The organism is Bacillus sp. FSL H8-0492 (assembly GCF_038006145.1).
GTDB lineage: Bacteria > Bacillota > Bacilli > Bacillales > Bacillaceae_G > Bacillus_A > Bacillus_A mycoides.
On the sequence record NZ_JBBOUP010000001.1, the window covers coordinates 334,991 to 355,428 of the forward strand.

The window sequence follows — 20,438 nt, forward strand, 5'->3', positions numbered from 1 at the left end:
TGTTATAATTTTAAATGTTACAAATAAAGGGGTAAGGGGCAAAGTCATGGAAGAACTAAGCTTTCAAGTCATTATTTTATTAATTGCATTCGGGTTTTTAGCTGCTTTTATTGATTCGGTTGTTGGAGGGGGAGGGTTAATTTCGCTTCCTGCACTTATGTTTGTTGGTTTATCACCAGCTTCGGCAATCGCAACGAATAAATTAGCTGCAACGATGGGGACGCTTACGAGCACAATTTATTTTATTCGATCAGGTAAGGTGAATTTTCGGATTGTAGGAAAGTTAATCCCGTTAACTATTATTGGAGCAGTCGCAGGGGCTTTAGTAGTAAAGTTTATTCCGCCTGATATTTTGCGTCCACTAGTGCTCGTGATGTTGGTTTTTATTGCCATTTATATTATTGCGAAAAAAGATTTGGGAAGTGCATCTACCTATAAAAAAATGACAAAAGGAAAAACATTAATGTTTTTCTTTGTTATTTTAATGATAGGATTTTATGATGGATTTTTTGGACCAGGGACAGGATCCTTTTTAATTTTTGCATTTTTATTAATTGGTTTGGATTTTATTCAAGCGGCAGCATCTGGAAAACTTTTGAACTTCGTTAGTAATATCGTATCTTTAATTACTTTTTTATTTTTAGATGTGATTCATTTTGAATACGGTATAATTATGGGCTTATCAATGATTTTAGGTGCTTATTTTGGATCGAAGTTTGCGGTTCAAAAAGGTGTTGGATATGTAAGGACTTTATTTTTATTAGTTACTATTTTATTAATCGGGAAAAATGTTTTGGAATATACTCATATTTTGTAGATTCATACGTATGTATGAATCTCTTTTTTTTATTATATTTTAAAAATTTATTAATTTTTAAAATATAAGTCTAGGAATATTTGAATAAATCTAAATTATCGTGTAGAATAATGTTGTAAAATGTAAACGTTTTTCTAAGGGGAGGCTAAAAAGATGGTAGTAGCATACAAACATGAGCCATTTACAGATTTTTCAGTAGAGGCTAACAAATTAGCGTTTGAAGAGGGTTTAAAGAAAGTAGAATCTTATCTTGGACAAGACTATCCATTAATTATCGGGGGAGAAAAAATCACTACAGAAGACAAAATTGTTTCTGTAAACCCTGCAAATAAAGAGGAACTTGTTGGTCGTGTTTCAAAAGCAAGCCGTGAATTAGCTGAAAAAGCAATGCAAGTAGCGGATGCAACATTCCAAACTTGGAGAAAGTCAAAACCAGAAATGCGTGCAGATATTTTATTCCGTGCTGCAGCAATCGTTCGTCGTAGAAAACATGAGTTCTCTGCTATTCTTGTAAAAGAAGCAGGTAAACCATGGAATGAGGCAGATGCTGATACAGCAGAAGCAATCGACTTTATGGAATATTATGCTCGTCAAATGTTGAAATTAAAAGACGGTATTCCAGTAGAAAGCCGTCCAATTGAATATAATCGTTTCTCTTACATTCCATTAGGAGTAGGTGTTATCATTTCTCCTTGGAATTTCCCATTCGCAATTATGGCAGGTATGACAACAGCTGCCGTAGTTTCTGGTAACACAGTATTACTAAAACCAGCTAGTACAACTCCTGTAGTAGCAGCGAAATTTATGGAAGTATTAGAAGAAGCTGGTTTACCAGCTGGCGTAGTAAACTTCGTTCCAGGTAATGGTTCTGAAGTTGGTGACTATTTAGTAGATCACCCTCGTACACGTTTCGTTAGCTTCACTGGATCTCGCGATGTAGGTATTCGTATTTACGAACGTGCAGCAAAAGTAAACCCAGGACAAATTTGGTTAAAACGTGTTATCGCTGAAATGGGCGGTAAAGATACAATCGTTGTTGATAAAGAGGCAGATCTTGAATTAGCAGCTAAATCTATCGTTGCATCAGCATTCGGATTCTCAGGACAAAAATGTTCTGCATGTTCTCGTGCAGTAATCCATGAAGATGTATACGATCATGTATTAAATCGTGCTGTTGAATTAACAAAAGAATTAACAGTAGGTAACCCAGATGCAAAAGATATTAACATGGGACCTGTTAATGACCAAGCTGCATTCGATAAAGTAATGAGCTATGTTGCAATTGGTAAAGAAGAAGGTAAAATCGTATCAGGTGGCGAAGGAGACGATTCTAAAGGCTGGTTCATCCAACCAACAATCGTTGCTGACGTTACAGAAGATGCTCGCTTAATGAAAGAAGAAATCTTCGGACCAGTAGTAGCATTCTGTAAAGCAAAAGACTTTGATCATGCACTTGCAATTGCAAACAATACAGAATACGGTTTAACAGGAGCAGTTGTTACTAACAACCGTGACCATATTGAAAAAGCACGTGAAGACTTCCACGTTGGTAACTTATACTTCAACCGTGGATGTACTGGTGCAATCGTAGGTTACCAACCATTCGGTGGCTTTAACATGTCTGGTACAGACTCTAAAGCTGGTGGCCCTGATTACTTAGCGCTTCACATGCAAGCAAAAACTACTTCTGAAACTTTATAAGAAATAGTAGAAAAGATCTTCACAGACTGTGAAGATCTTTTCTTTTTGAGAAACTCTCTATAGCAGAAGCAATCGATTTTATAGAAGCTAGTTAATTTCAATCAAGAAAAGGTTTCTAAATATTACTATTTGTTCTTTTGAATTAGTTAAACCCTATTAATATCGGGATAAACATGAAAATAGAAACAAAACAGCGAGAAAAATTGACTTATTAGTCATATTTTTTAGTATTCATTTTGAGGATTTCCTGTATAATACAATTTGAAAGAAAATCTATGGTTAGACAAGAGAACACTCCTTTCGGCTTTGCTAACTGAAAGGAGTGTTTTTTTTAGGTCGCTAAAAACTCTTCTGTACTCATTATATTTGCGTATACTCCATTTAAACTCGCCAAAATTGTATTATGAATATAAACAGCTGGTATAGTAGCATTCTTAAATGAAAGATCTTTTGTAGCACAAGCATCGTGTATTACGGTACAGTGAAGACCAAAATCAAAAGCAGCTCTTACTGTAGCATCAATACACATATGGGTCATCATCCCGCATATTACGACGTGCTCAATTCCTGAACGTTGTAATTGTTCTAGAAGATCAGTTTCTCGAAAGCTATTTGGATAATGTTTAAGGATAACGGTTTCCTCTCTAAGTGGACGGACATTTTCGTGAATATGGACACCTTCTGTATTGGGTAGGAAAAAAGTAGCGCTATCTTTTATAGCTACATGTTGGATATGAAAAATAGGTTCGTTTCTTATTCTAAAATGTTGTAGTAGCTGACTAGCATATTCACTTGCTTCTACTGGATTACGTAATTCCATCATTCCGCTTGGAAAATAATCATTTTGAATGTCGACGAGCAAAAGAGCTGTTTTCATATATCTATCTTCCTCCGATTTCATATTCAAATAATGTTATTCAATGAATAGAGAAGATTCTCCTTTTTAAAAGTATGAGTGAGAAGGATTTTACATAACTTTAAAAATCACTATTGTATTGTTACTTCTTATTTGAAAATTTAAATAGAGAAATAATTAATATTTTTCCGAAAAATGTATTGACTCTCATTATTCTGAGTTCTATAATAAGACTTAATTAAACGACAATTAAATCGATACACTCTTATCCAGAGAGGTGGAGGGACTGGCCCTACGATACCTCAGCAACGGGTTTTTTAATACCGTGCTAACTCCAGCAAGCCTATAAAGGCTTGGAAGATGAGAAGATGTGAATGAGTACATATAAAAGTGCTCTCCTTCTTATCTTTTATTACTGATAAGGAGGAGAGCACTTTTTATTTTACCTCGAAAGCTCTACTTCAAGTTTTACAGCATATAGGAGGGAAGAAAATGATTTCTTTTAACAATGTAAGTAAAGTATATGAATCAGGTGGGCAATCTGTTCATGCGGTTGAGGATGTAACGCTGTCAGTTGAAAAGGGCGAAATTTTTGGCATTATCGGATTTAGTGGTGCTGGAAAGAGTACGCTATTACGTTTAGTAAATATGTTAGAAAGACCAACTGCAGGAACAATTTCAATAGATGATAAAGATATTACATCATTATCGGCGAAAGAATTACGGACACTAAGACAAAGAATTGGGATGATTTTCCAAAGTTTCAATCTATTTAATTCAAGAACGGTGTTTGGGAACATTGCTTATCCATTAAGGTTAGCGAAATTGCCGAAGAATGAGATAAAAGAAAGAGTGAATGAACTACTAAAATTTGTTGGTTTAGAAGATAAAGCGAACTATTATCCAGAACAGTTATCAGGTGGGCAAAAGCAGCGTGTTGGGATTGCAAGAGCACTTGCGACATCACCCGATATTCTCATATGTGATGAGGCAACATCAGCTTTAGATCCGGAAACAACAACAGAAATCTTAAATTTATTAAAGAAAGTAAATAGAGAGTACAATTTAACGATTCTACTTATTACACATGAAATGCACGTTGTGAAAGAAATTTGTCACCGTGTAGCCGTTATGGAAAAAGGAAAAGTAATTGAGGAAGGAAAACTGTTTGACGTTTTCACACAACCAAAAACAAAGACCACTCAAAATTTTGTACGCTCTGTTATTAATGATCACTTACCAGAAAGTGTTCTAGCGAAAATTCAAAACGGAGGTCAGATTTATCGCCTGACTTTTACTGGGGAAGAGACAGGACAGCCTGTACTATCATATATTGCGAAAAACTATAACGTCGATGTAAATGTTCTTTATGGAAATATTATTGAACTCCAAAATGTGCTATTTGGAAATCTTCTTGTAGAACTACAAGGTGAACAGAAAGAAATTCAAAAAGCATTACAACATCTAAGACTGCAAGTGCAGCTGAAGGAGGTAGAAGCTCATGCGAGTTGATTGGAGTATATTTTGGCCTCGCATATTAGATGCGACGGGGGATACCCTCTTAATGGTAATTGTAACCCTTATATTCGCTACAATTCTTGGTATACCTCTAGGTTTACTATTGTATGTAACGAGAAAAGGGAATTTTTTAGAAAATAAATGGGTCTTTTCTATTCTTAATATCATAATTAATACAATTCGTCCGGTTCCATTCATTATCTTTTTAGTAGCTTTAAGCCCACTAACAAGAAGTGTTATTGGAACGACGATTGGAACGGCTGCAGCAATCTTCCCAATGACGTTAGTTGCATCAATTGGTATTGCTAGAATGGTTGAAACCAATCTTGTTTCTGTTCCGAAAGGAGTAATTGAAGCAGCACAAGCAATGGGCGCTTCACCACTTAGAATTGTTTTTGAAATCCTCGTACCAGAAGCTTTAGCACCATTGATCCTGGGTGTCACGTTTATGACGGTCGGTTTAATTGAATTTTCTGCAGTCGCAGGACTTGTCGGTGGTGGCGGTCTTGGTGACTTAGCTATGACATATGGTTATCAACGCTTTGATACGTCAGTTATGTTTGTAACGGTCGTTTTACTTATTATTCTTGTACAGGTGGCTCAAAATTTAGGGAACTACTTTGCGAAAGTCTTTTTACGCAGATCATAAAAAGGAAGAGGGGAAAAGAAAATGAAGAAAATTTTAGCATTTGCATTATCAGCGATCGTAGGAATTACAGCATTAAGCGGCTGCTCAGGTGGAGACACAGGTGCAGGAGCGAAAGAGAAAGTAGTTCGCGTCGGTGTAACTGGAACAGATGGAGACGTTTGGGAAATTTTAAAGAAAAAAGCTGAAAAAGAAGGGATTAAAATTAAACTGGTTGAGTTCTCTGATTACACAACACCCAACAAAGCGTTAGCTGATGGAGATATTGAACTAAACTCATTCCAGCACATTGCTTTCTTAGAGCAATTTAAAAAGGAGCATAAGTTAGATATTACAGCTGTTGGTACAACGCAAATTGCACCGATGGGCTTATACTCTGAAAAATATAAGAAAGCAAATGAAATCCCAGATGGTTCGGAAATTGCTATTCCGAATGATCCAACGAACCAAGCACGTGCATTAAAACTTCTTGATGCAGCTGGCTTATTAAAGCTTAAGAAAGATTTTGGTCTATTTGGGGATCCAAGCGGTATCGCTGAAAATCCGAAGAAGCTAAAAGTTACACCGGTTATCGCACAGCAAACACCTCGTGTGTTAAAAGATGTAGCGGCTTCAGTTATTAATAACGGTGTTGCTGGTCAAGCTGGATTAGACCCAGCGAAGGATCCAATTTTCTTAGAAGATCCAAATAATGAAAATGCAAAGGCCTATATTAATATTTTCGCAGCTCGTACGAAAGATAAAAATGATCCAACACTGAAAAAAGTAATTGAGTTATACCATTCAAAAGAAGTAACAGATGCAATTAAGAAAGAAACAAATGATGGTTCAATTTCAGTAGATCTTTCACTTGATGAGCTTGAAAAAATCGTAAAATAATTATTGAGTTTAACGACTAACAGTAGGAACCCCTCCGCTGTTAGCTCGTTCAACATATAATCTACTTAACAAACAAAACCCTAATTCTGTACCTTCTAATTTTGTATAACATAGAATCCAATGTTTGTTAAGTAGAGTGATGGACCAGGAGTTTTCCTGGTCTTTTTTTAATTAAAGCAGCTGGCTAATAATAAGGAAATCCAAATTATGATTGGGTAAGAGATTAAACTAAAAATGAGTGTACTTGCTAATTTCTTTTTAGGGATTAATAGTTTCTTTGATGAAAATAAGAAAAGAGAAAATAGGATAATGATAGATGCTGAGATTACTCCTGGATTATAAGAACGATAAATGAAATACAAGATAATATGCTGAACGGCGTTAAAGAAGATACAGCCCTGTATAAAAATGATCAAATAAATAGAAGATATGATGCTTAATTGATATAGAATGACTATGAGTAAGACGAAGGTTGTTAATATGGAAATTGCAATGAAAAATTGTTTGTTAGTTATAAAATGGATCGAAAATCGATTAGCGATATATTGTGGCATTTGGAAAGCTTCTTCAAGGTTATGAAAAAAGAATAGAAGGGGGATTAGCCAGATTGTATTAGTGGTGAAATGTCTTGTTGAAGATGTTTTTATCAACTTATATCAGCTCCAATAAAGGGATAGAAAGCCTATAAGAAAAGGCTTTCTACAAGGGTATAGTTATTCAATTATGATGCTTTTTAAATTACTCTCAGGTTGCGGTTGTTCTTCAGCATAAGAGGAGAGCTCCTCTTGCAAAATATTTAGTGCGTGCTTAGCTGATTGCTGAATCGGATTCGGTAGCTCTTCTAATATACGCATACCGATTTTTATTTTTGTACGAATTACCTTTCTTAGTAATTCATCATGCATGTACTACACCTCCAAACCGAATGTTTAGTACATCATCTTCAAACTTAGCTCCTTGAATAGAAAGGTGTGTTAATGTTTTTGGTAAGGTGATATTTCGCTTCATAGAGCCGGCTCGAATAATAAGTTCATCACCTTTTTGATTTAATGAAAGTTCACTTTTGTTTGAGAAGGGAATGGACAGAACGAAAATATACTCATCGCCATCTTTTTTTACATATTGTGTGCGGCCATTAAATTTCACTTCAGTAGGAGAGGGGTCTGATTTAAATAAAGCATTTCCTACACGCTCTAACATAGGTAAACCAACAACTTCTTGTTCAAACATGGGAGCTTCGTAAATAGGAAGTGGCTGAAAACTATCTTTAATTAACGCCTTATATTTCTTTTGTGTATCTTTCCATGCCTGAAAGTAAGGGTCGGTAACAGTGTTAGGGATGACGCGGTTAATCATAATGGCATCTACGTTATAATCGTATAAGTTTAAATAAGTAAAACTACGCTGAGCTTCTTTAATGACCATTTTTTCAGGATTTACAACAACGCGAATACTCGTTACTTCTCGGTTTGATAAAATATCTCTCATTTCTCCAAGTTGTTCAAGCGTATTCGTTAATTCGTCCATAATATCATCAGTTGGAAGGGGGACACCAAGAAGTGGTTGAGCTACAGGACGAACAACTTTTAAAATCTTCCTTTTAATAGGAAAGAGTTTTTCCATCCACCAGCCGAGCATGTCTGGAAAGCTAAGCATTGCTAAAGTTTCTCCAGTCGGTGCGCAATCAATAATGATGACGTCGTAAGTGTTGTGTTTATAGTAATCGAGTACTCGAAGTAAGCTAATTAAATCTTCCATACCAGGGAACATCGTTAATTCTTCTGTTGTAATATCATCAGCTGCTTTGGAAGTGAAGAGTAGTGTAATATATTTCTGCAATTTCCCCCAGCCTTTTTCCATTTCATAAATAGTGTTAATTTCTTGTGCCCACAAGTTTTCGCGAATTTCTAGTGGCTCAGAAGATAGTTTTATGCCAAATGAATCCCCTAAACTATGAGCAGGATCTGTACTCATTACTAATGTTTTTAATCCTTGTTTTGCACTTTGGATTGCTGTTGCTGCTGAAATGCTAGTTTTTCCAACGCCGCCTTTACCTGTATACAGAATAATTCTCATCATTAATATCCCCTTTGTTTCGAATATCGAATATTACGAGTGTCGAAATATTTAATTGAATAAAAACCCAACTAGGGTCTTATCCCGCATTAACGGGCAGTAAGACTCCCGCCCAAAAATTCGAATGGAGCAAACAAATTAGGTGGGAGGTCAACTGTCCGTAAATGCCCGATTGGTTCAACTAATAATCAGTGAGGGATGAGAAAAACCCCCACTGATTAAAGTTTCACTTTATTCAATCGGAATGTTTTTCATTTTAGGTGTAGAAACCTTTTCTTCTGTTTTTTGCTGTGACGTAGCAATGTGATTCATGATCTTTTGGAATATTTGTAGTAAGAATGCTTTTTCTTCTTCTGACAATGCATCTGTCACTAGGCTAAAGTAATGGGCCGCATTTTGTTTTACTTCTTGAACGAGCATTACGCCGTTTTCTGTTAAACGAATTAATACAATGCGTCGATCGCTTTCATTCCGGTAGCGTTCAATATATCCCTTTTTTACAAGGCGATTTACAACGCCCGTTGTTGTACTCATCGGTATATCAAGAAGATCAGCAATTTTTGTCATTGTAATATCCGTATTTCGCTCCATCCAAAGTAAACAAAATACTTCTGTCTTGGAAAGTGTTAAATCAAGACTTACCCATTCTTCAGGATAGAAAAGTTTCTTGGCGTTATCTAGCAGTAAGTCTAAAAAATGTTCATATTGTAACAATTATTTCCACTCCCGTATATTTCGAGGTTCGTAATATTTGTTTTTATTTTATGTGGAATTGAAATAAATGTCAATGTTTTTAACTGTTTTTTCAGATTAGAAAGAAAATTATCTTCAAAATAGAATTTTTTTGTGACAGATTAATAAATAGAAAAATGATTTTACATAAAAAACCATTGTGATAAATATATTTATCTATAATAGGTGTGCAGCTAACGAGGGGGAGAACGATGAGAAGACGAAATACGCAAGCGTTCACGTTTTTAGCATGGACTTCATTTGTTTGTGCGCTTTCAGGAATGCTAATTGGGATTTACACGTTAGATGAAACGCTTAGTGTAAAAGGGTACTATTTAATCGGAACATTATTTTTAACGATGTCTTGTTTTGTATTACAAAAAACAATTCGTGATAATGAGGAAGATAATGAAAGATTTCCGAAAAATAAATCGTTAGATAAAGAGTAAATTGTAAAGAAAGGCACCTGCCTTTCTTTTTTTATGTAAAAATGCCGTAAGTGCCGTGTGTTGACTTGCTTGAAGTACTGAAAATTTGGTATCATCAATAGTATTGTAGATTGAACGATATATTATGGAGGTGGCCTAGCCGTGTCAAGAATTTCCGTTGAGAATGTAAAGCACGTAGCACATTTAGCACGTCTTGCAATTACTGATCAAGAAGCAGAAAAATTTCAAAAACAACTAGATGCAATTGTTACATTTGCAGAACAGTTAAATGAATTAGATACAACTGATGTAAAACCAACAACTCATGTATTAACTATGAAAAATGTTATGCGTGAAGATGTACCAGAAAAAGGTTTACCAGTAGAAGAAGTATTAAAAAATGCACCGGATCACAAAGATAATCAAATCCGTGTTCCAGCAGTATTAGAATAGAGGAGGGAATTTCGATGTCATTATTTGATCATTCTGTATCAGAGTTACATAAGAAGTTAAACAACAAAGAAATTTCCGTTACGGATTTAGTAGAAGAATCTTACAAACGTATTTCGGATGTTGAAGATAACGTAAAAGCTTTTCTTACATTAGATGAAGAAAATGCACGCGCGAAAGCGAAAGAATTAGATGCAAAGATTGGTGCTGAGGATAATGGTTTATTATTCGGTATGCCAATTGGTGTAAAAGATAACATTGTAACTAACGGTCTTCGTACAACTTGTGCGAGCAAAATATTAGCAAACTTCGATCCAATTTACGATGCGACAGTTGTACAAAAGCTAAAAGCTGCTGACACAGTTACAATCGGTAAATTAAATATGGACGAGTTCGCAATGGGTTCTTCAAATGAAAACTCAGGCTTCTACGCTACAAAAAATCCATGGAACTTAGACTACGTTCCAGGCGGATCTAGTGGTGGTTCTGCAGCAGCAGTAGCAGCAGGAGAAGTATTATTCTCTCTAGGTTCTGATACGGGTGGTTCTATCCGTCAGCCAGCTGCATATTGCGGCGTTGTAGGTTTAAAACCAACTTACGGACGCGTATCTCGTTACGGATTAGTAGCATTCGCATCTTCACTTGACCAAATCGGACCGATTACACGTACAGTAGAAGATAATGCATACTTATTACAAGCTATTTCAGGTATTGACCGTATGGATGCAACTTCTGCAAACGTTGAAGTAGGAAACTACTTAGCTGGTTTAACAGGTGATGTTAAAGGTTTACGTATTGCTGTACCGAAAGAATACTTAGGCGAAGGTGTTGGCGAAGAAGCTCGTGAGTCAGTACTAGCTGCTTTAAAAGTATTAGAAGGTATGGGCGCAACTTGGGAGGAAGTATCTCTTCCGCACTCTAAATACGCTCTAGCAACGTATTACTTATTATCTTCTTCTGAAGCATCTGCGAACCTTTCACGCTTTGATGGCGTACGTTACGGTGTTCGTTCTGATAATGTAAATAACTTATTAGATCTTTACAAAAACACACGTAGCGAAGGTTTCGGTGATGAAGTAAAACGTCGTATTATGCTTGGTACATTTGCTCTTAGCTCTGGTTACTATGATGCATATTACAAAAAAGCACAACAAGTACGTACATTAATTAAAAATGACTTTGAAAATGTATTTGCTAACTACGATGTTATTATTGGACCAACAACGCCAACTCCAGCATTTAAAGTGGGCGAAAAAGTGGACGATCCAATGACAATGTATGCAAATGACATTTTAACAATTCCAGTAAACTTAGCGGGTGTTCCAGCGATTTCTGTTCCATGTGGATTCGGTGCTAACAACATGCCACTTGGTCTACAAATCATTGGTAAACACTTCGATGAAACGACGATTTACCGCGTTGCACATGCGTTTGAGCAAGCAACAGACTATCATACAAAAAAAGCAAGTCTGTAAGGAGGCGAGCATAGATGAATTTAGAAACAATTATTGGTTTAGAGGTTCACGTTGAGTTAAAAACAAATTCGAAAATTTTCTCTGCGAGTCCAACAGAATTCGGAGCGGAGCCAAATACACAAACAAGTGTAATTGACTTAGGATACCCAGGGGTACTTCCTACTTTAAATAAGGAAGCGGTTAACTTTGCAATGAAAGCTGCAATGGCATTAAACTGTGAAATCGCAACGGAAACGAAGTTCGACCGTAAAAATTATTTCTACCCAGATAATCCGAAAGCTTACCAAATCTCTCAATTTGATAAGCCAATTGGTGAAAATGGTTGGATTGAAATCGAAGTAGACGGTAAAAAGAAACGTATCGGTATTACACGTCTTCATTTAGAAGAAGATGCTGGTAAATCAACGCATGCAGCTGACGGTTCATTAGTAGACTACAACCGTCAAGGTATGCCTTTAATCGAGATCGTATCTGAGCCAGATATGCGTACTCCAGAAGAAGCATATGCGTACTTAGAGAAGTTAAAATCAATCATTCAATATACAGGTGTATCTGATTGTAAGATGGAAGAAGGTTCTCTTCGTTGTGATGCGAATATTTCACTTCGTCCAGTTGGACAAGAGAAGTTCGGTACAAAAGCAGAACTGAAAAACTTAAACTCTTTCACTTACGTGCAAAAAGGTCTTGAGCATGAGCAAGTGCGCCAAGAAAAAGAATTATTATCTGGTGGTATCATCCAACAAGAAACACGTCGTTATGACGAAGCAACGAAGAAAACAATCTTAATGCGTATAAAAGAAGGATCTGACGATTACCGTTACTTCCCAGAGCCAGACTTAGTTGAACTTTACATCGACGATGAGTGGAAAGAAAAAATTCGTGCTTCTATTCCAGAACTTCCAGATGCACGTAAAGCTCGCTATGTTGAAGAAGTTGGCTTACCAGCTTATGATGCGCATGTATTGACATTAACGAAAGAGATGTCTGATTTCTTTGAAGCAACAGTTGCAGACGGTGCTGATGCGAAATTAACATCAAACTGGTTAATGGGTGAAGTACTTGCATACTTAAACAAACAACAAAAAGAATTAAAAGACGTTGCATTAACGCCAGCTGGCTTAGCTAAAATGGTTCAATTAATTGAAAAAGGTACAATTTCTTCTAAAATCGCGAAGAAAGTATTTAATGAATTAATTGAAAAAGGTGGAGACCCAGAAGAAATCGTTAAAGCGAAAGGTCTGGTTCAAATTTCTGACGAAGGAACACTTCGTAAGGTTGTAACAGAAATTCTTGATAATAATGAGCAATCTATTGAAGACTTTAAAAACGGTAAAGACCGTGCAATTGGCTTCTTAGTTGGTCAAATTATGAAAGCTACAAAAGGACAAGCAAATCCACCGCTTGTTAATAAAATCTTACTTGAAGAGATTAATAAGCGCTAAAAAAAGAGAAGAATTCTTATTTTTGAACGCTAAAATAGTATAGGTTCTTAAAGATTAAACAGAAAAAACACCCGTATTTGGGTGTTTTTTCTGAGTTAATCAAACGTTTGTTTAAATGGTGAAAAATAATTTAAACAAACGTTTGTTTAAATGGTGAAAAATAATTTAAACAAACGTTTGATTAACTGTCAAAAGTGAAAAAATGTTTGTATAGCAACTATGGTATGATAGTTGCAAAAAGGTGGGAATAATGATAAATCTAGACATAGAGAGTTTTTTCATCTCATGAAATAATAGATAATTATTATTCATTATATGTAAATTGATGTGAGAGTTTTACTGCCCGTAAATAGCGGGATAAATTTCTTGGTTAAATAAAGCAAAACTATCAGGAGTGAATAGTTACTTTTGATGGGCCACACGAATCGGGTTCTTACTGCCTGTTTGAGCGGAATTAAAGAAGGATAGGAAGATGAGAGGAGGTAAGCATAGGGATACTGAATAAGGGTTCGGTGTATTCGTTTTTCAATGAATAAGGAATTTCCTGTGCTAATAAATGATGAAGCGAGCAAGAATTATTTATAATCCTACTTCTGGGCGCGAGCTATTTAAGAAGAGCTTACCAGAAGTATTACAAAAATTAGAACAAGCTGGATATGAAGCGTCTTGTCATGCGACAACTGGTCCTGGAGATGCGACTGTGGCAGCGAGGCAAGCTGCGGATCGTAAGTTTGATGTTGTTATCGCAGCTGGTGGTGATGGTACGTTAAATGAAGTAGTGAACGGTTTAGTAGGACATGAGCATCGTCCAAAGTTTGGAATTATTCCAGTTGGAACGACAAATGATTTTGCGCGTGCGATCGGTGTACCTCGTGTTATTGAAGAGGCTGCGGATATTATTTGTGAAGGAACAACGGTACCGTTAGATCTTGGTAGAGCAAATGATACATATTTCATTAATATCGCTGGTGGCGGCCGTATTACAGAATTAACATATGAAGTACCAAGCAAGCTAAAAACGGTATTAGGCCAACTTGCTTACTATTTAAAAGGAATCGAAATGTTACCATCATTACATCCAACATATGTTGAAATTGAGTATGATGGGAAGTTGCTACAAGAAGAAATTACGATGTTTTTAATTACGAATACTCGTTCAGTTGGTGGATTCGAAAAAGTAGCACCATATGCATCTATTAACGATGGATTATTTGATTTATTAGTACTCAAAAAAGGTTCTATCGCTGATTTAATTAAAGCAGCAACACAAGCGCAGCGTGGGGAACATATTAACAATCCGAAAGTACTATATACACAAGCGAATCGTATTAAAGTGCATTCACCTGATAAATTAATGATCAACTTAGATGGTGAATATGGCGGAGATGCACCAATGGAATTTGAAAATATATATCATTGTCTGGAACTATTTGTTCCTGAACATCAAGAGGATGCCCTGTAAAGGCATCTTTTTTTTGCTTTCACCTCACTATTTGCGAGTAATAAGATTCCCCCACTGATTAAAGTTTCTCTATGTGCAGATGAATTGTAAATTGTAAGTTAGTTTGATTTTTATGGTATTTTTACAATCCGTTTATTTTATATCCATATTTTATTGATACACTGGAAGAGATAAGAAATGAGAGGTAGGATGCTATGGAGAAGGTAAAAGCAATATTATTTGATAAAGACGGGACATTAATGGATTTTCATTCAATTTGGATAAAAGTAGCTGAAGAGCTTGTCGCTGAATGTATAAAATTATATCAACTCCCACAGTCAATGCAGCAGGCTTTATTAAAAGAGATTGGCGTAGATGGAGCATTTGTTCACCCGCGTAGTGCGCTCGCTGCTGGAACGAGTCTTGATGTGGCCAAGGGGCTTTGTAAGTATATTGCATCATCTAGAGAAGAAGAGATGCATCAATGGGTGAGTGAAAAGTTGTTTGCTCTTATGTACGAGCATCGTTCACATATGAGAATGACGGCAGATTTACCGAAAGTTTTACAAGCGTTAAAGGATAGAGGGTTTATTCTAGGTGTCGTTACAGCTGATGATTTCGCGCCGACAGAATTATTTTTAAAGCAATATCAATTGGAAGCTTTTTTTGATTGTGTTATAGCTTCAGATACATTTCCAGCACAGAAGCCAGATAAAAAAATTGTAGAATCGTTTTGTGAGAGATTTAATTTAGAGACATGTGAAGTAGCAGTCATCGGGGATACACCGACGGATTTACATTTAGCGAAAAATGGTGGCGACTGTTATGCGATTGGCGTACTATCTGGTACGGGTGATCGTCAAACGTTAGAACCACTTGCAGATTTAGTATTACAATCTGTTGAAGATTTAATTTCTCATTCAGGTGAGTTTATTTGGGAACAAGGAAAGTCTAATGTATAAATGAATAAGTCTATAAAGACTCTATATGAGTCTTTATAGACTTATTTTTTTATGCCGAGATAGTAAGAGAATGGGATGAATACTAGAAAGTGGAAGTTGGCATACATCTTGCAATATAAAGAGAAAACATTGTATAGAAAAGGATGGGGTACACAATGAACACAAAAAAATTTGCTAAAGTAAATGAACAAATTCCAGGACCGAGAGCAGCGTCTTTATTAGAACGCCGCCAAAATATAGTACCAAAAGGAGTAAGTAATGGTATTCCAACATTTGTACAGTCTGCAAATGGTGCACTCGTAACAGATGTGGATGGAAATCAGTACATTGATTTCGCAGGAGCAATTGGGACAATTAATGTAGGACACTGTCATCCAGCTGTTAAAGAAGCGCTTCATAAACAAGTAGATCAATATATTCATACTGGATTTAATGTGATGATGTATGAGCCGTATATTGAATTGGCAGAAAAGCTTGCCGCATTAGCGCCAGGTAATTTCGATAAACAAGTGCTGTTTTTAAATAGTGGGGCAGAAGCGGTTGAAAATGCAGTGAAGATTGCTCGTAAATATACGAAGAGACCTGGAATTATCGCATTTTCTAAAGGATTTCATGGGCGTACATTAATGACAATGACGATGACAAGTAAAGTAAAACCATATAAATTTGGATTTGGCCCATTTGCTCCAGAAGTATATAAAGCGCCATTCCCATATGAATACCGTCGCCCAGAAGGTTTAACAGAAGAGCAGTATGATGACTTTATCATTGAAGAGTTTAAGAACTTCTTCATATCAGAAGTAGCACCAGAAACAATTGCAGCAGTTGTAATGGAACCTGTTCAAGGGGAAGGCGGATTTATCGTTCCAAGTAAGAAATTCGTTCAAGAAGTACGCAGCATTTGTTCAGAGCACGGTATTTTATTTGTAGCTGATGAAATTCAAACAGGCTTTAGTCGTACCGGAAAATACTTTGCAATTGATCATTATGATGTCGTTCCAGACTTAATTACGGTATCTAAATCATTAGGTGCTGGTGTACCGATAAGTGGCGTGATTGGACGTAAAGAAATTATGAATGAGTCTGCACCGGGAGAACTGGGCGGAACATATGCAGGAAGCCCACTGGGATGTGCGGCTGCATTAGCTGTGCTTGATGTAATAGAAAAAGAGAAATTAAATGATAGAGCGATAGAAGTAGGGAAAGTCGTAATGAACCGATTCCAAGAGATGAAAAACAAATATAATTGCATCGGTGATGTGCGCGGCTTAGGGGCAATGTGTGCATTCGAGCTCGTTCAAGATCGCAAAACGAAAGCGCCTGATAAAACATTAGCGTCTAATTTATGTGCAGAGGCAAATAAGCATGGATTACTTCTACTATCAGCAGGAACATATGGAAATGTTATTCGTGTTTTAATGCCATTAGTGATTACAGATGAGCAACTTGAGGAAGGTTTAACAATAATTGAAGAATCATTGCAAGCTTGTTATGAGCAAGCAAATATCGCTCGTGTATAAAGAATTGGGATAACTTAAAAAAGGGCATAAAGCTTTTCTTTTTAGGCGAAAGAGAGCATCTGGCCATGCATAGAATCGGTCAGCCCCTTTTCCTGACCCATGCCAAGCTAAAACAAAGTGAGGGTGTGGTTGCGATGGCATTCTGTATTTTTCAAGGCAGCGAATTATGTGTTGAAAAAATATAAATAGATTTGTATAAATAACAAATTGAAAACATTCTAGCTTACTCTATATAAAATGCAGAAAATTCACTTTATAATAAAGGTAGTGAAGTGAATCGATGGATTTAAAGTAAGGGGTGGCTAGGATGGTTGCAGAAAAGGAACGAGTGTTGATGGATTTACAAGATGTATTTGAATATGCATTTGACGAAATTTTTGTTACGGATGATAAAGGAATCGTTGTACGTGTAAATAGCATGTGTGAAAGACATTACCAGCTCTCTGCTAAGGAATTAGTAGGAAAGCATGTAAAAGAACTACAAAAAGAAGGGATTTTTTATCCGTCTGCAACGTTAGAAGTAATTGAAAAGAAAAGGCCAGTTGAACTTGTTCAAACAACGAAATCAGGAGAGTATTTGCATGTTCGTACAAGGCCTGTTTTTGATGATGAGGGAAATTTAAGAAGAGTGATTAGTTATTCTCGTGATCTTACAGAACTCTATCAATTACGTCAAAAGGTAGAGGAAATGGATAATCAGTTAAAAACATATAAAAAAGAATTAAGAGAAACATATGAACACGAAGGACTTATTTTTAAAAGTATTGCTATGCAAAAAATAATCGAAACAATAAAAAAAGTATCAGTAGTAGATAGTACTGTTCTCGTATTAGGTGAGACTGGAGTGGGGAAAAGCCGATTAGTACGCCATTTGCATGAAGTGAGTCACCGGAAGAATGAAAGTTTCTATGAAATTAATTGTGCGGCATTGCCGACGAATTTAATCGAATCTGAGCTTTTTGGATATTCAGGTGGGTCTTTTACAGGGGCAAATCGTGAAGGGAAAAAGGGGCTATTAGAATCAGCGCATAAAGGAACTCTTTTCTTAGATGAAATTGGTGAAATGCCGCTTGAAATTCAAGCGAAGCTTTTGCAAGTATTGCAAGAAAAAACGTTTCGTCCTATAGGCGGAAGAGAATTAAAAAAGGTGGACGTTAGAATTGTAGCGGCAACAAATAGAGATTTAAGTACGATGGTGAAACAAGGAACATTCCGGAAAGATTTATACTATCGTCTGAATGTCATTCCAATTTCAATTCCGCCACTTCGGGAGAGAACAGAAGACATTTTGCCGCTCATCTATCATTATTTACAGCATTTTAATAAAAAGTACGGACGTGATGTAAAGTTAGCTCCTAGTACGTTACAAATGTTTGTAGGGTATCCTTGGGAAGGAAATAATAGAGAGATTGAAAATGTAATTGAACGAATTGTTATCACTGCAGATGATTTTGTAACGGTAGAAGATTTGCCACTATCTATGCAAGAGGCCACAGTTGAACAATCCGGACAAAGTCTTTATAGAATGCTGGAAGAGGTAGAAAGAAATATTATTCTTAAAGCGTATAAAACGTATGGATCAAGTTATAAAGTGGCTGAGTTTTTGCAAATAAGTCAATCTGCTGCCACTAGGAAGATTAAGAAGTTCATAGAGGAGGAAGAAAACATTGGATAAAAAAGCGACGTTCGTAAACTTAGATAAAAAAGCGATGTATATAAATGGTGAGTGGATTACACTGCAAGAACAAATCGAAGTGAATAATCCAGCGACAAAGGAAGTATTTGCAACTGTACCAAAGGGCGGGATTACAGAGGCAAAGCAAGCAGTTGATGCTGCACATGAGGCTTTTAAATTATGGTCAAAATTAACGGCAGCGGATCGCGCAGTAAAGTTAAAAAAATGGTTCACGCTCATTGATGAAAATAAAGAAGAAATTGCAGCAATCATGACGAGAGAGCAAGGGAAGCCGTTTGCAGAAGCACTTGGTGAAGTGAATTATGCAAATAGTTTTGTTGAATGGTACGCAGAAGAAGGAAAGAGAATATACGGTGAAATGATTCCTGCTTCTCATCCGAATAAGCGTATTTTAGTTATGAAGCAACCAGTTGGGGTTATGGCAGCTATTACGCCTTGGAATTTCCCGGCTGCTATGATTACGAGAAAGGTAGCTCCAGCACTTGCAGCAGGCTGTACGGCAGTTGTGAAACCAGCGAGTCAAACGCCATTAACTGCATTGAAGTTAGTTGAATTAGCACATGAAGCAGATATTCCAAAAGGTGTAATAAATATTGTAACAGGTAGTGCAAAAGCAATTGCTGATACGTGGATGGAAGATGAGCGTGTTCGAAAAGTTTCCTTTACAGGATCAACTGAAATTGGAAAAAAATTAATGGCTAGCGCTGCGCAAACGATGAAAAAGGTTTCGCTTGAATTAGGTGGTCACGCTCCATTTATTGTTATGAATGATGCTGATTTAGATAAGGCGGTAGAAGCGGTAATTGGTTCGAAATTCCGTAACGCAGGACAAACGTGTATATGTACAAACCGCATCTTTGTTCAAGAAGAAGTGTATGAAGAATTTGCAGGGAAGTTCACAACAGCTGTAGAGCAGCTGAAAGTCGGAGATGGATTCGGCGAAGGAACAACTGTAGGTCCACTTATTGATGCGAATGCAGTTTCGAAAGTACAAGAACATATTGAAGATGCAATTCAAAAGGGCGGAGAAGTTTTATACGGAGGCCATAAATTTGCAGAGTTAGATGGTTATTTCATTCAGCCAACGGTAATTGGATTGGCAAATGACACGATGCTTTGTATGAATGAAGAAACATTTGGACCGGTTGCACCAGTTGCGAAATTTAAAACAGTTGAAGAAGTAATCGAACGAGCAAATAATACACCATATGGCTTGGCTGCTTATATTTTCACAAAAGATATTAGTCAAGCATTCCAAATTAGTGAAGCGTTAGAGTACGGAATTATCGGCTTAAACGATGGCCTTCCATCAGTTGCACAAGCACCATTTGGGGGCTTTAAAGAAAGTGGTATCGGCCGTGAAGGAGGCCATTTCGGTATCGAGGAATATTTAGAAATTAAATATATTTCGTTAGGACTATAAGTAGTATACTAGAATCTCTATAAGGTAACAGAGAAGGAGATTCTAGTATGGTATATTGGCTATTATTACTCGTAACAATTATTTTTGAAGTAGCTGGAACGATTGCGATGAAGTTATCGAACGGTTTAACAAAGCTTGTTCCAAGTGTACTTATTTTTGTCTTTTACGGTATTTGTTTCAGTATATTTGCTATCGTCGTAAAGAAGATTAACTTAAGTATTGCTTATGCGATTTGGTCGGGCTTAGGGACCCTTCTTATTACGATTATTAGTGTGTACTTTTTTAAAGAGCATATTAATTTATTCCAAGCATTTTGCATTTTATTTATTGTTTTAGGAGTAATTGGATTGAAAGTGTCATCGGCATCATAAAAGGC

20 protein-coding genes and 1 riboswitch are annotated in these 20,438 nt (G+C 36.4%); of the genes, 15 read left to right on the forward strand and 5 right to left on the reverse strand.

The window, feature by feature from the left end:
• The first annotated feature begins 46 nt into the window (after positions 1-46).
• Positions 47-817 carry a TSUP family transporter gene (locus tag MHH66_RS01830; RefSeq protein WP_078185496.1) on the forward strand — a complete coding sequence of 257 codons (771 nt, stop codon included), beginning with the start codon at positions 47-49 and terminating at the stop codon, positions 815-817.
• 153 nt (positions 818-970) lie between these two features.
• Positions 971-2,518 (forward strand): L-glutamate gamma-semialdehyde dehydrogenase, encoded by a 1,548-nt coding sequence (gene pruA / locus MHH66_RS01835; protein ID WP_078185495.1) that lies wholly within the window; start codon positions 971-973, stop codon positions 2,516-2,518.
• A gap of 331 nt (positions 2,519-2,849) precedes the next feature.
• Here the strand turns inward: pruA and MHH66_RS01840 are convergent, their stop codons facing one another.
• The gene (locus MHH66_RS01840) at positions 2,850-3,395 is read right to left on the reverse strand and encodes a cysteine hydrolase family protein (RefSeq protein WP_002091344.1); all 546 of its coding nucleotides are present in this window, start codon (positions 3,393-3,395) and stop codon (positions 2,850-2,852) included.
• Positions 3,396-3,636: 241 nt separating this feature from the next.
• Positions 3,637-3,741: riboswitch (SAM riboswitch) on the forward strand.
• Positions 3,742-3,866: 125 nt separating this feature from the next.
• On the opposite strand from MHH66_RS01840, the gene MHH66_RS01845 reads away from it, so the two are divergent.
• The 3 genes from MHH66_RS01845 to MHH66_RS01855 are packed head-to-tail and all read left to right on the forward strand — an operon-like array spanning position 3,867 to position 6,417.
• The gene (locus MHH66_RS01845; RefSeq protein ID WP_002010037.1) at positions 3,867-4,886 is read left to right on the forward strand and encodes a methionine ABC transporter ATP-binding protein; all 1,020 of its coding nucleotides are present in this window, start codon (positions 3,867-3,869) and stop codon (positions 4,884-4,886) included.
• Positions 4,876-5,541: a methionine ABC transporter permease gene (locus MHH66_RS01850; protein ID WP_002091343.1), complete on the forward strand. Its 666-nt coding sequence runs from the start codon at positions 4,876-4,878 to the stop codon at positions 5,539-5,541. Before MHH66_RS01845 ends, MHH66_RS01850 begins: the two co-directional genes overlap by 11 nt.
• Before the next feature lie 21 nt (positions 5,542-5,562).
• Positions 5,563-6,417, forward strand: coding sequence for a MetQ/NlpA family ABC transporter substrate-binding protein (locus tag MHH66_RS01855; protein WP_002029488.1), 855 nt, complete (start codon positions 5,563-5,565; stop codon positions 6,415-6,417).
• A 167-nt stretch (positions 6,418-6,584) separates the two neighbouring features.
• Here the strand turns inward: MHH66_RS01855 and MHH66_RS01860 are convergent, their stop codons facing one another.
• From MHH66_RS01860 to MHH66_RS01875, 4 genes are all read right to left on the reverse strand, one after another.
• On the reverse strand, positions 6,585-7,067 hold the full coding sequence (locus MHH66_RS01860; RefSeq protein ID WP_002091337.1) for an HXXEE domain-containing protein: 483 nt from the start codon (positions 7,065-7,067) through the stop codon (positions 6,585-6,587).
• A gap of 63 nt (positions 7,068-7,130) precedes the next feature.
• Positions 7,131-7,322, reverse strand: coding sequence for a DUF3926 domain-containing protein (locus MHH66_RS01865; RefSeq protein WP_002091335.1), 192 nt, complete (start codon positions 7,320-7,322; stop codon positions 7,131-7,133).
• A complete protein-coding gene (locus tag MHH66_RS01870) occupies positions 7,315-8,496 on the reverse strand; it encodes an ArsA family ATPase (protein WP_002124897.1) in 1,182 nt (393 codons plus the stop codon). Before MHH66_RS01870 ends, MHH66_RS01865 begins: the two co-directional genes overlap by 8 nt.
• Before the next feature lie 228 nt (positions 8,497-8,724).
• Positions 8,725-9,207 carry a MarR family winged helix-turn-helix transcriptional regulator gene (locus MHH66_RS01875; protein WP_000942491.1) on the reverse strand — a complete coding sequence of 161 codons (483 nt, stop codon included), beginning with the start codon at positions 9,205-9,207 and terminating at the stop codon, positions 8,725-8,727.
• A 230-nt stretch (positions 9,208-9,437) separates the two neighbouring features.
• Between MHH66_RS01875 and MHH66_RS01880 the strand changes: the two genes are divergently transcribed.
• The 10 genes from MHH66_RS01880 (at position 9,438) to MHH66_RS01925 (ending at position 20,433) form a co-directional block, all read left to right on the forward strand.
• The gene (locus tag MHH66_RS01880; protein ID WP_002029490.1) at positions 9,438-9,674 is read left to right on the forward strand and encodes a YiaA/YiaB family inner membrane protein; all 237 of its coding nucleotides are present in this window, start codon (positions 9,438-9,440) and stop codon (positions 9,672-9,674) included.
• Positions 9,675-9,815: 141 nt separating this feature from the next.
• On the forward strand, positions 9,816-10,106 hold the full coding sequence (gene gatC / locus MHH66_RS01885) for an Asp-tRNA(Asn)/Glu-tRNA(Gln) amidotransferase subunit GatC (RefSeq protein ID WP_000086999.1): 291 nt from the start codon (positions 9,816-9,818) through the stop codon (positions 10,104-10,106).
• A 14-nt stretch (positions 10,107-10,120) separates the two neighbouring features.
• Positions 10,121-11,578 (forward strand): Asp-tRNA(Asn)/Glu-tRNA(Gln) amidotransferase subunit GatA, encoded by a 1,458-nt coding sequence (gene gatA, locus MHH66_RS01890; protein WP_002010048.1) that lies wholly within the window; start codon positions 10,121-10,123, stop codon positions 11,576-11,578.
• 14 nt (positions 11,579-11,592) lie between these two features.
• Positions 11,593-13,020, forward strand: coding sequence for an Asp-tRNA(Asn)/Glu-tRNA(Gln) amidotransferase subunit GatB (gatB, locus tag MHH66_RS01895; RefSeq protein WP_078185494.1), 1,428 nt, complete (start codon positions 11,593-11,595; stop codon positions 13,018-13,020).
• A gap of 556 nt (positions 13,021-13,576) precedes the next feature.
• Complete coding sequence (locus MHH66_RS01900) at positions 13,577-14,482, forward strand: diacylglycerol kinase (protein ID WP_002010051.1); 906 nt, start codon at positions 13,577-13,579, stop codon at positions 14,480-14,482.
• Between the two features lie 194 nt (positions 14,483-14,676).
• Positions 14,677-15,423 carry an HAD family hydrolase gene (locus tag MHH66_RS01905; protein ID WP_002010052.1) on the forward strand — a complete coding sequence of 249 codons (747 nt, stop codon included), beginning with the start codon at positions 14,677-14,679 and terminating at the stop codon, positions 15,421-15,423.
• A gap of 155 nt (positions 15,424-15,578) precedes the next feature.
• Complete coding sequence (gabT, locus tag MHH66_RS01910; RefSeq protein WP_063217657.1) at positions 15,579-16,943, forward strand: 4-aminobutyrate--2-oxoglutarate transaminase; 1,365 nt, start codon at positions 15,579-15,581, stop codon at positions 16,941-16,943.
• A 307-nt stretch (positions 16,944-17,250) separates the two neighbouring features.
• Complete coding sequence (locus MHH66_RS01915) at positions 17,251-18,618, forward strand: sigma-54 interaction domain-containing protein (protein WP_002029493.1); 1,368 nt, start codon at positions 17,251-17,253, stop codon at positions 18,616-18,618.
• Positions 18,611-20,062 (forward strand): NADP-dependent succinate-semialdehyde dehydrogenase, encoded by a 1,452-nt coding sequence (gene gabD, locus MHH66_RS01920; RefSeq protein ID WP_078185492.1) that lies wholly within the window; start codon positions 18,611-18,613, stop codon positions 20,060-20,062. Before MHH66_RS01915 ends, gabD begins: the two co-directional genes overlap by 8 nt.
• 47 nt (positions 20,063-20,109) lie before the next feature.
• Positions 20,110-20,433, forward strand: a complete 324-nt coding sequence (locus MHH66_RS01925; protein WP_002113527.1) for a DMT family transporter — start codon at positions 20,110-20,112, stop codon at positions 20,431-20,433.
• The last annotated feature ends 5 nt before the right edge of the window (positions 20,434-20,438 follow it).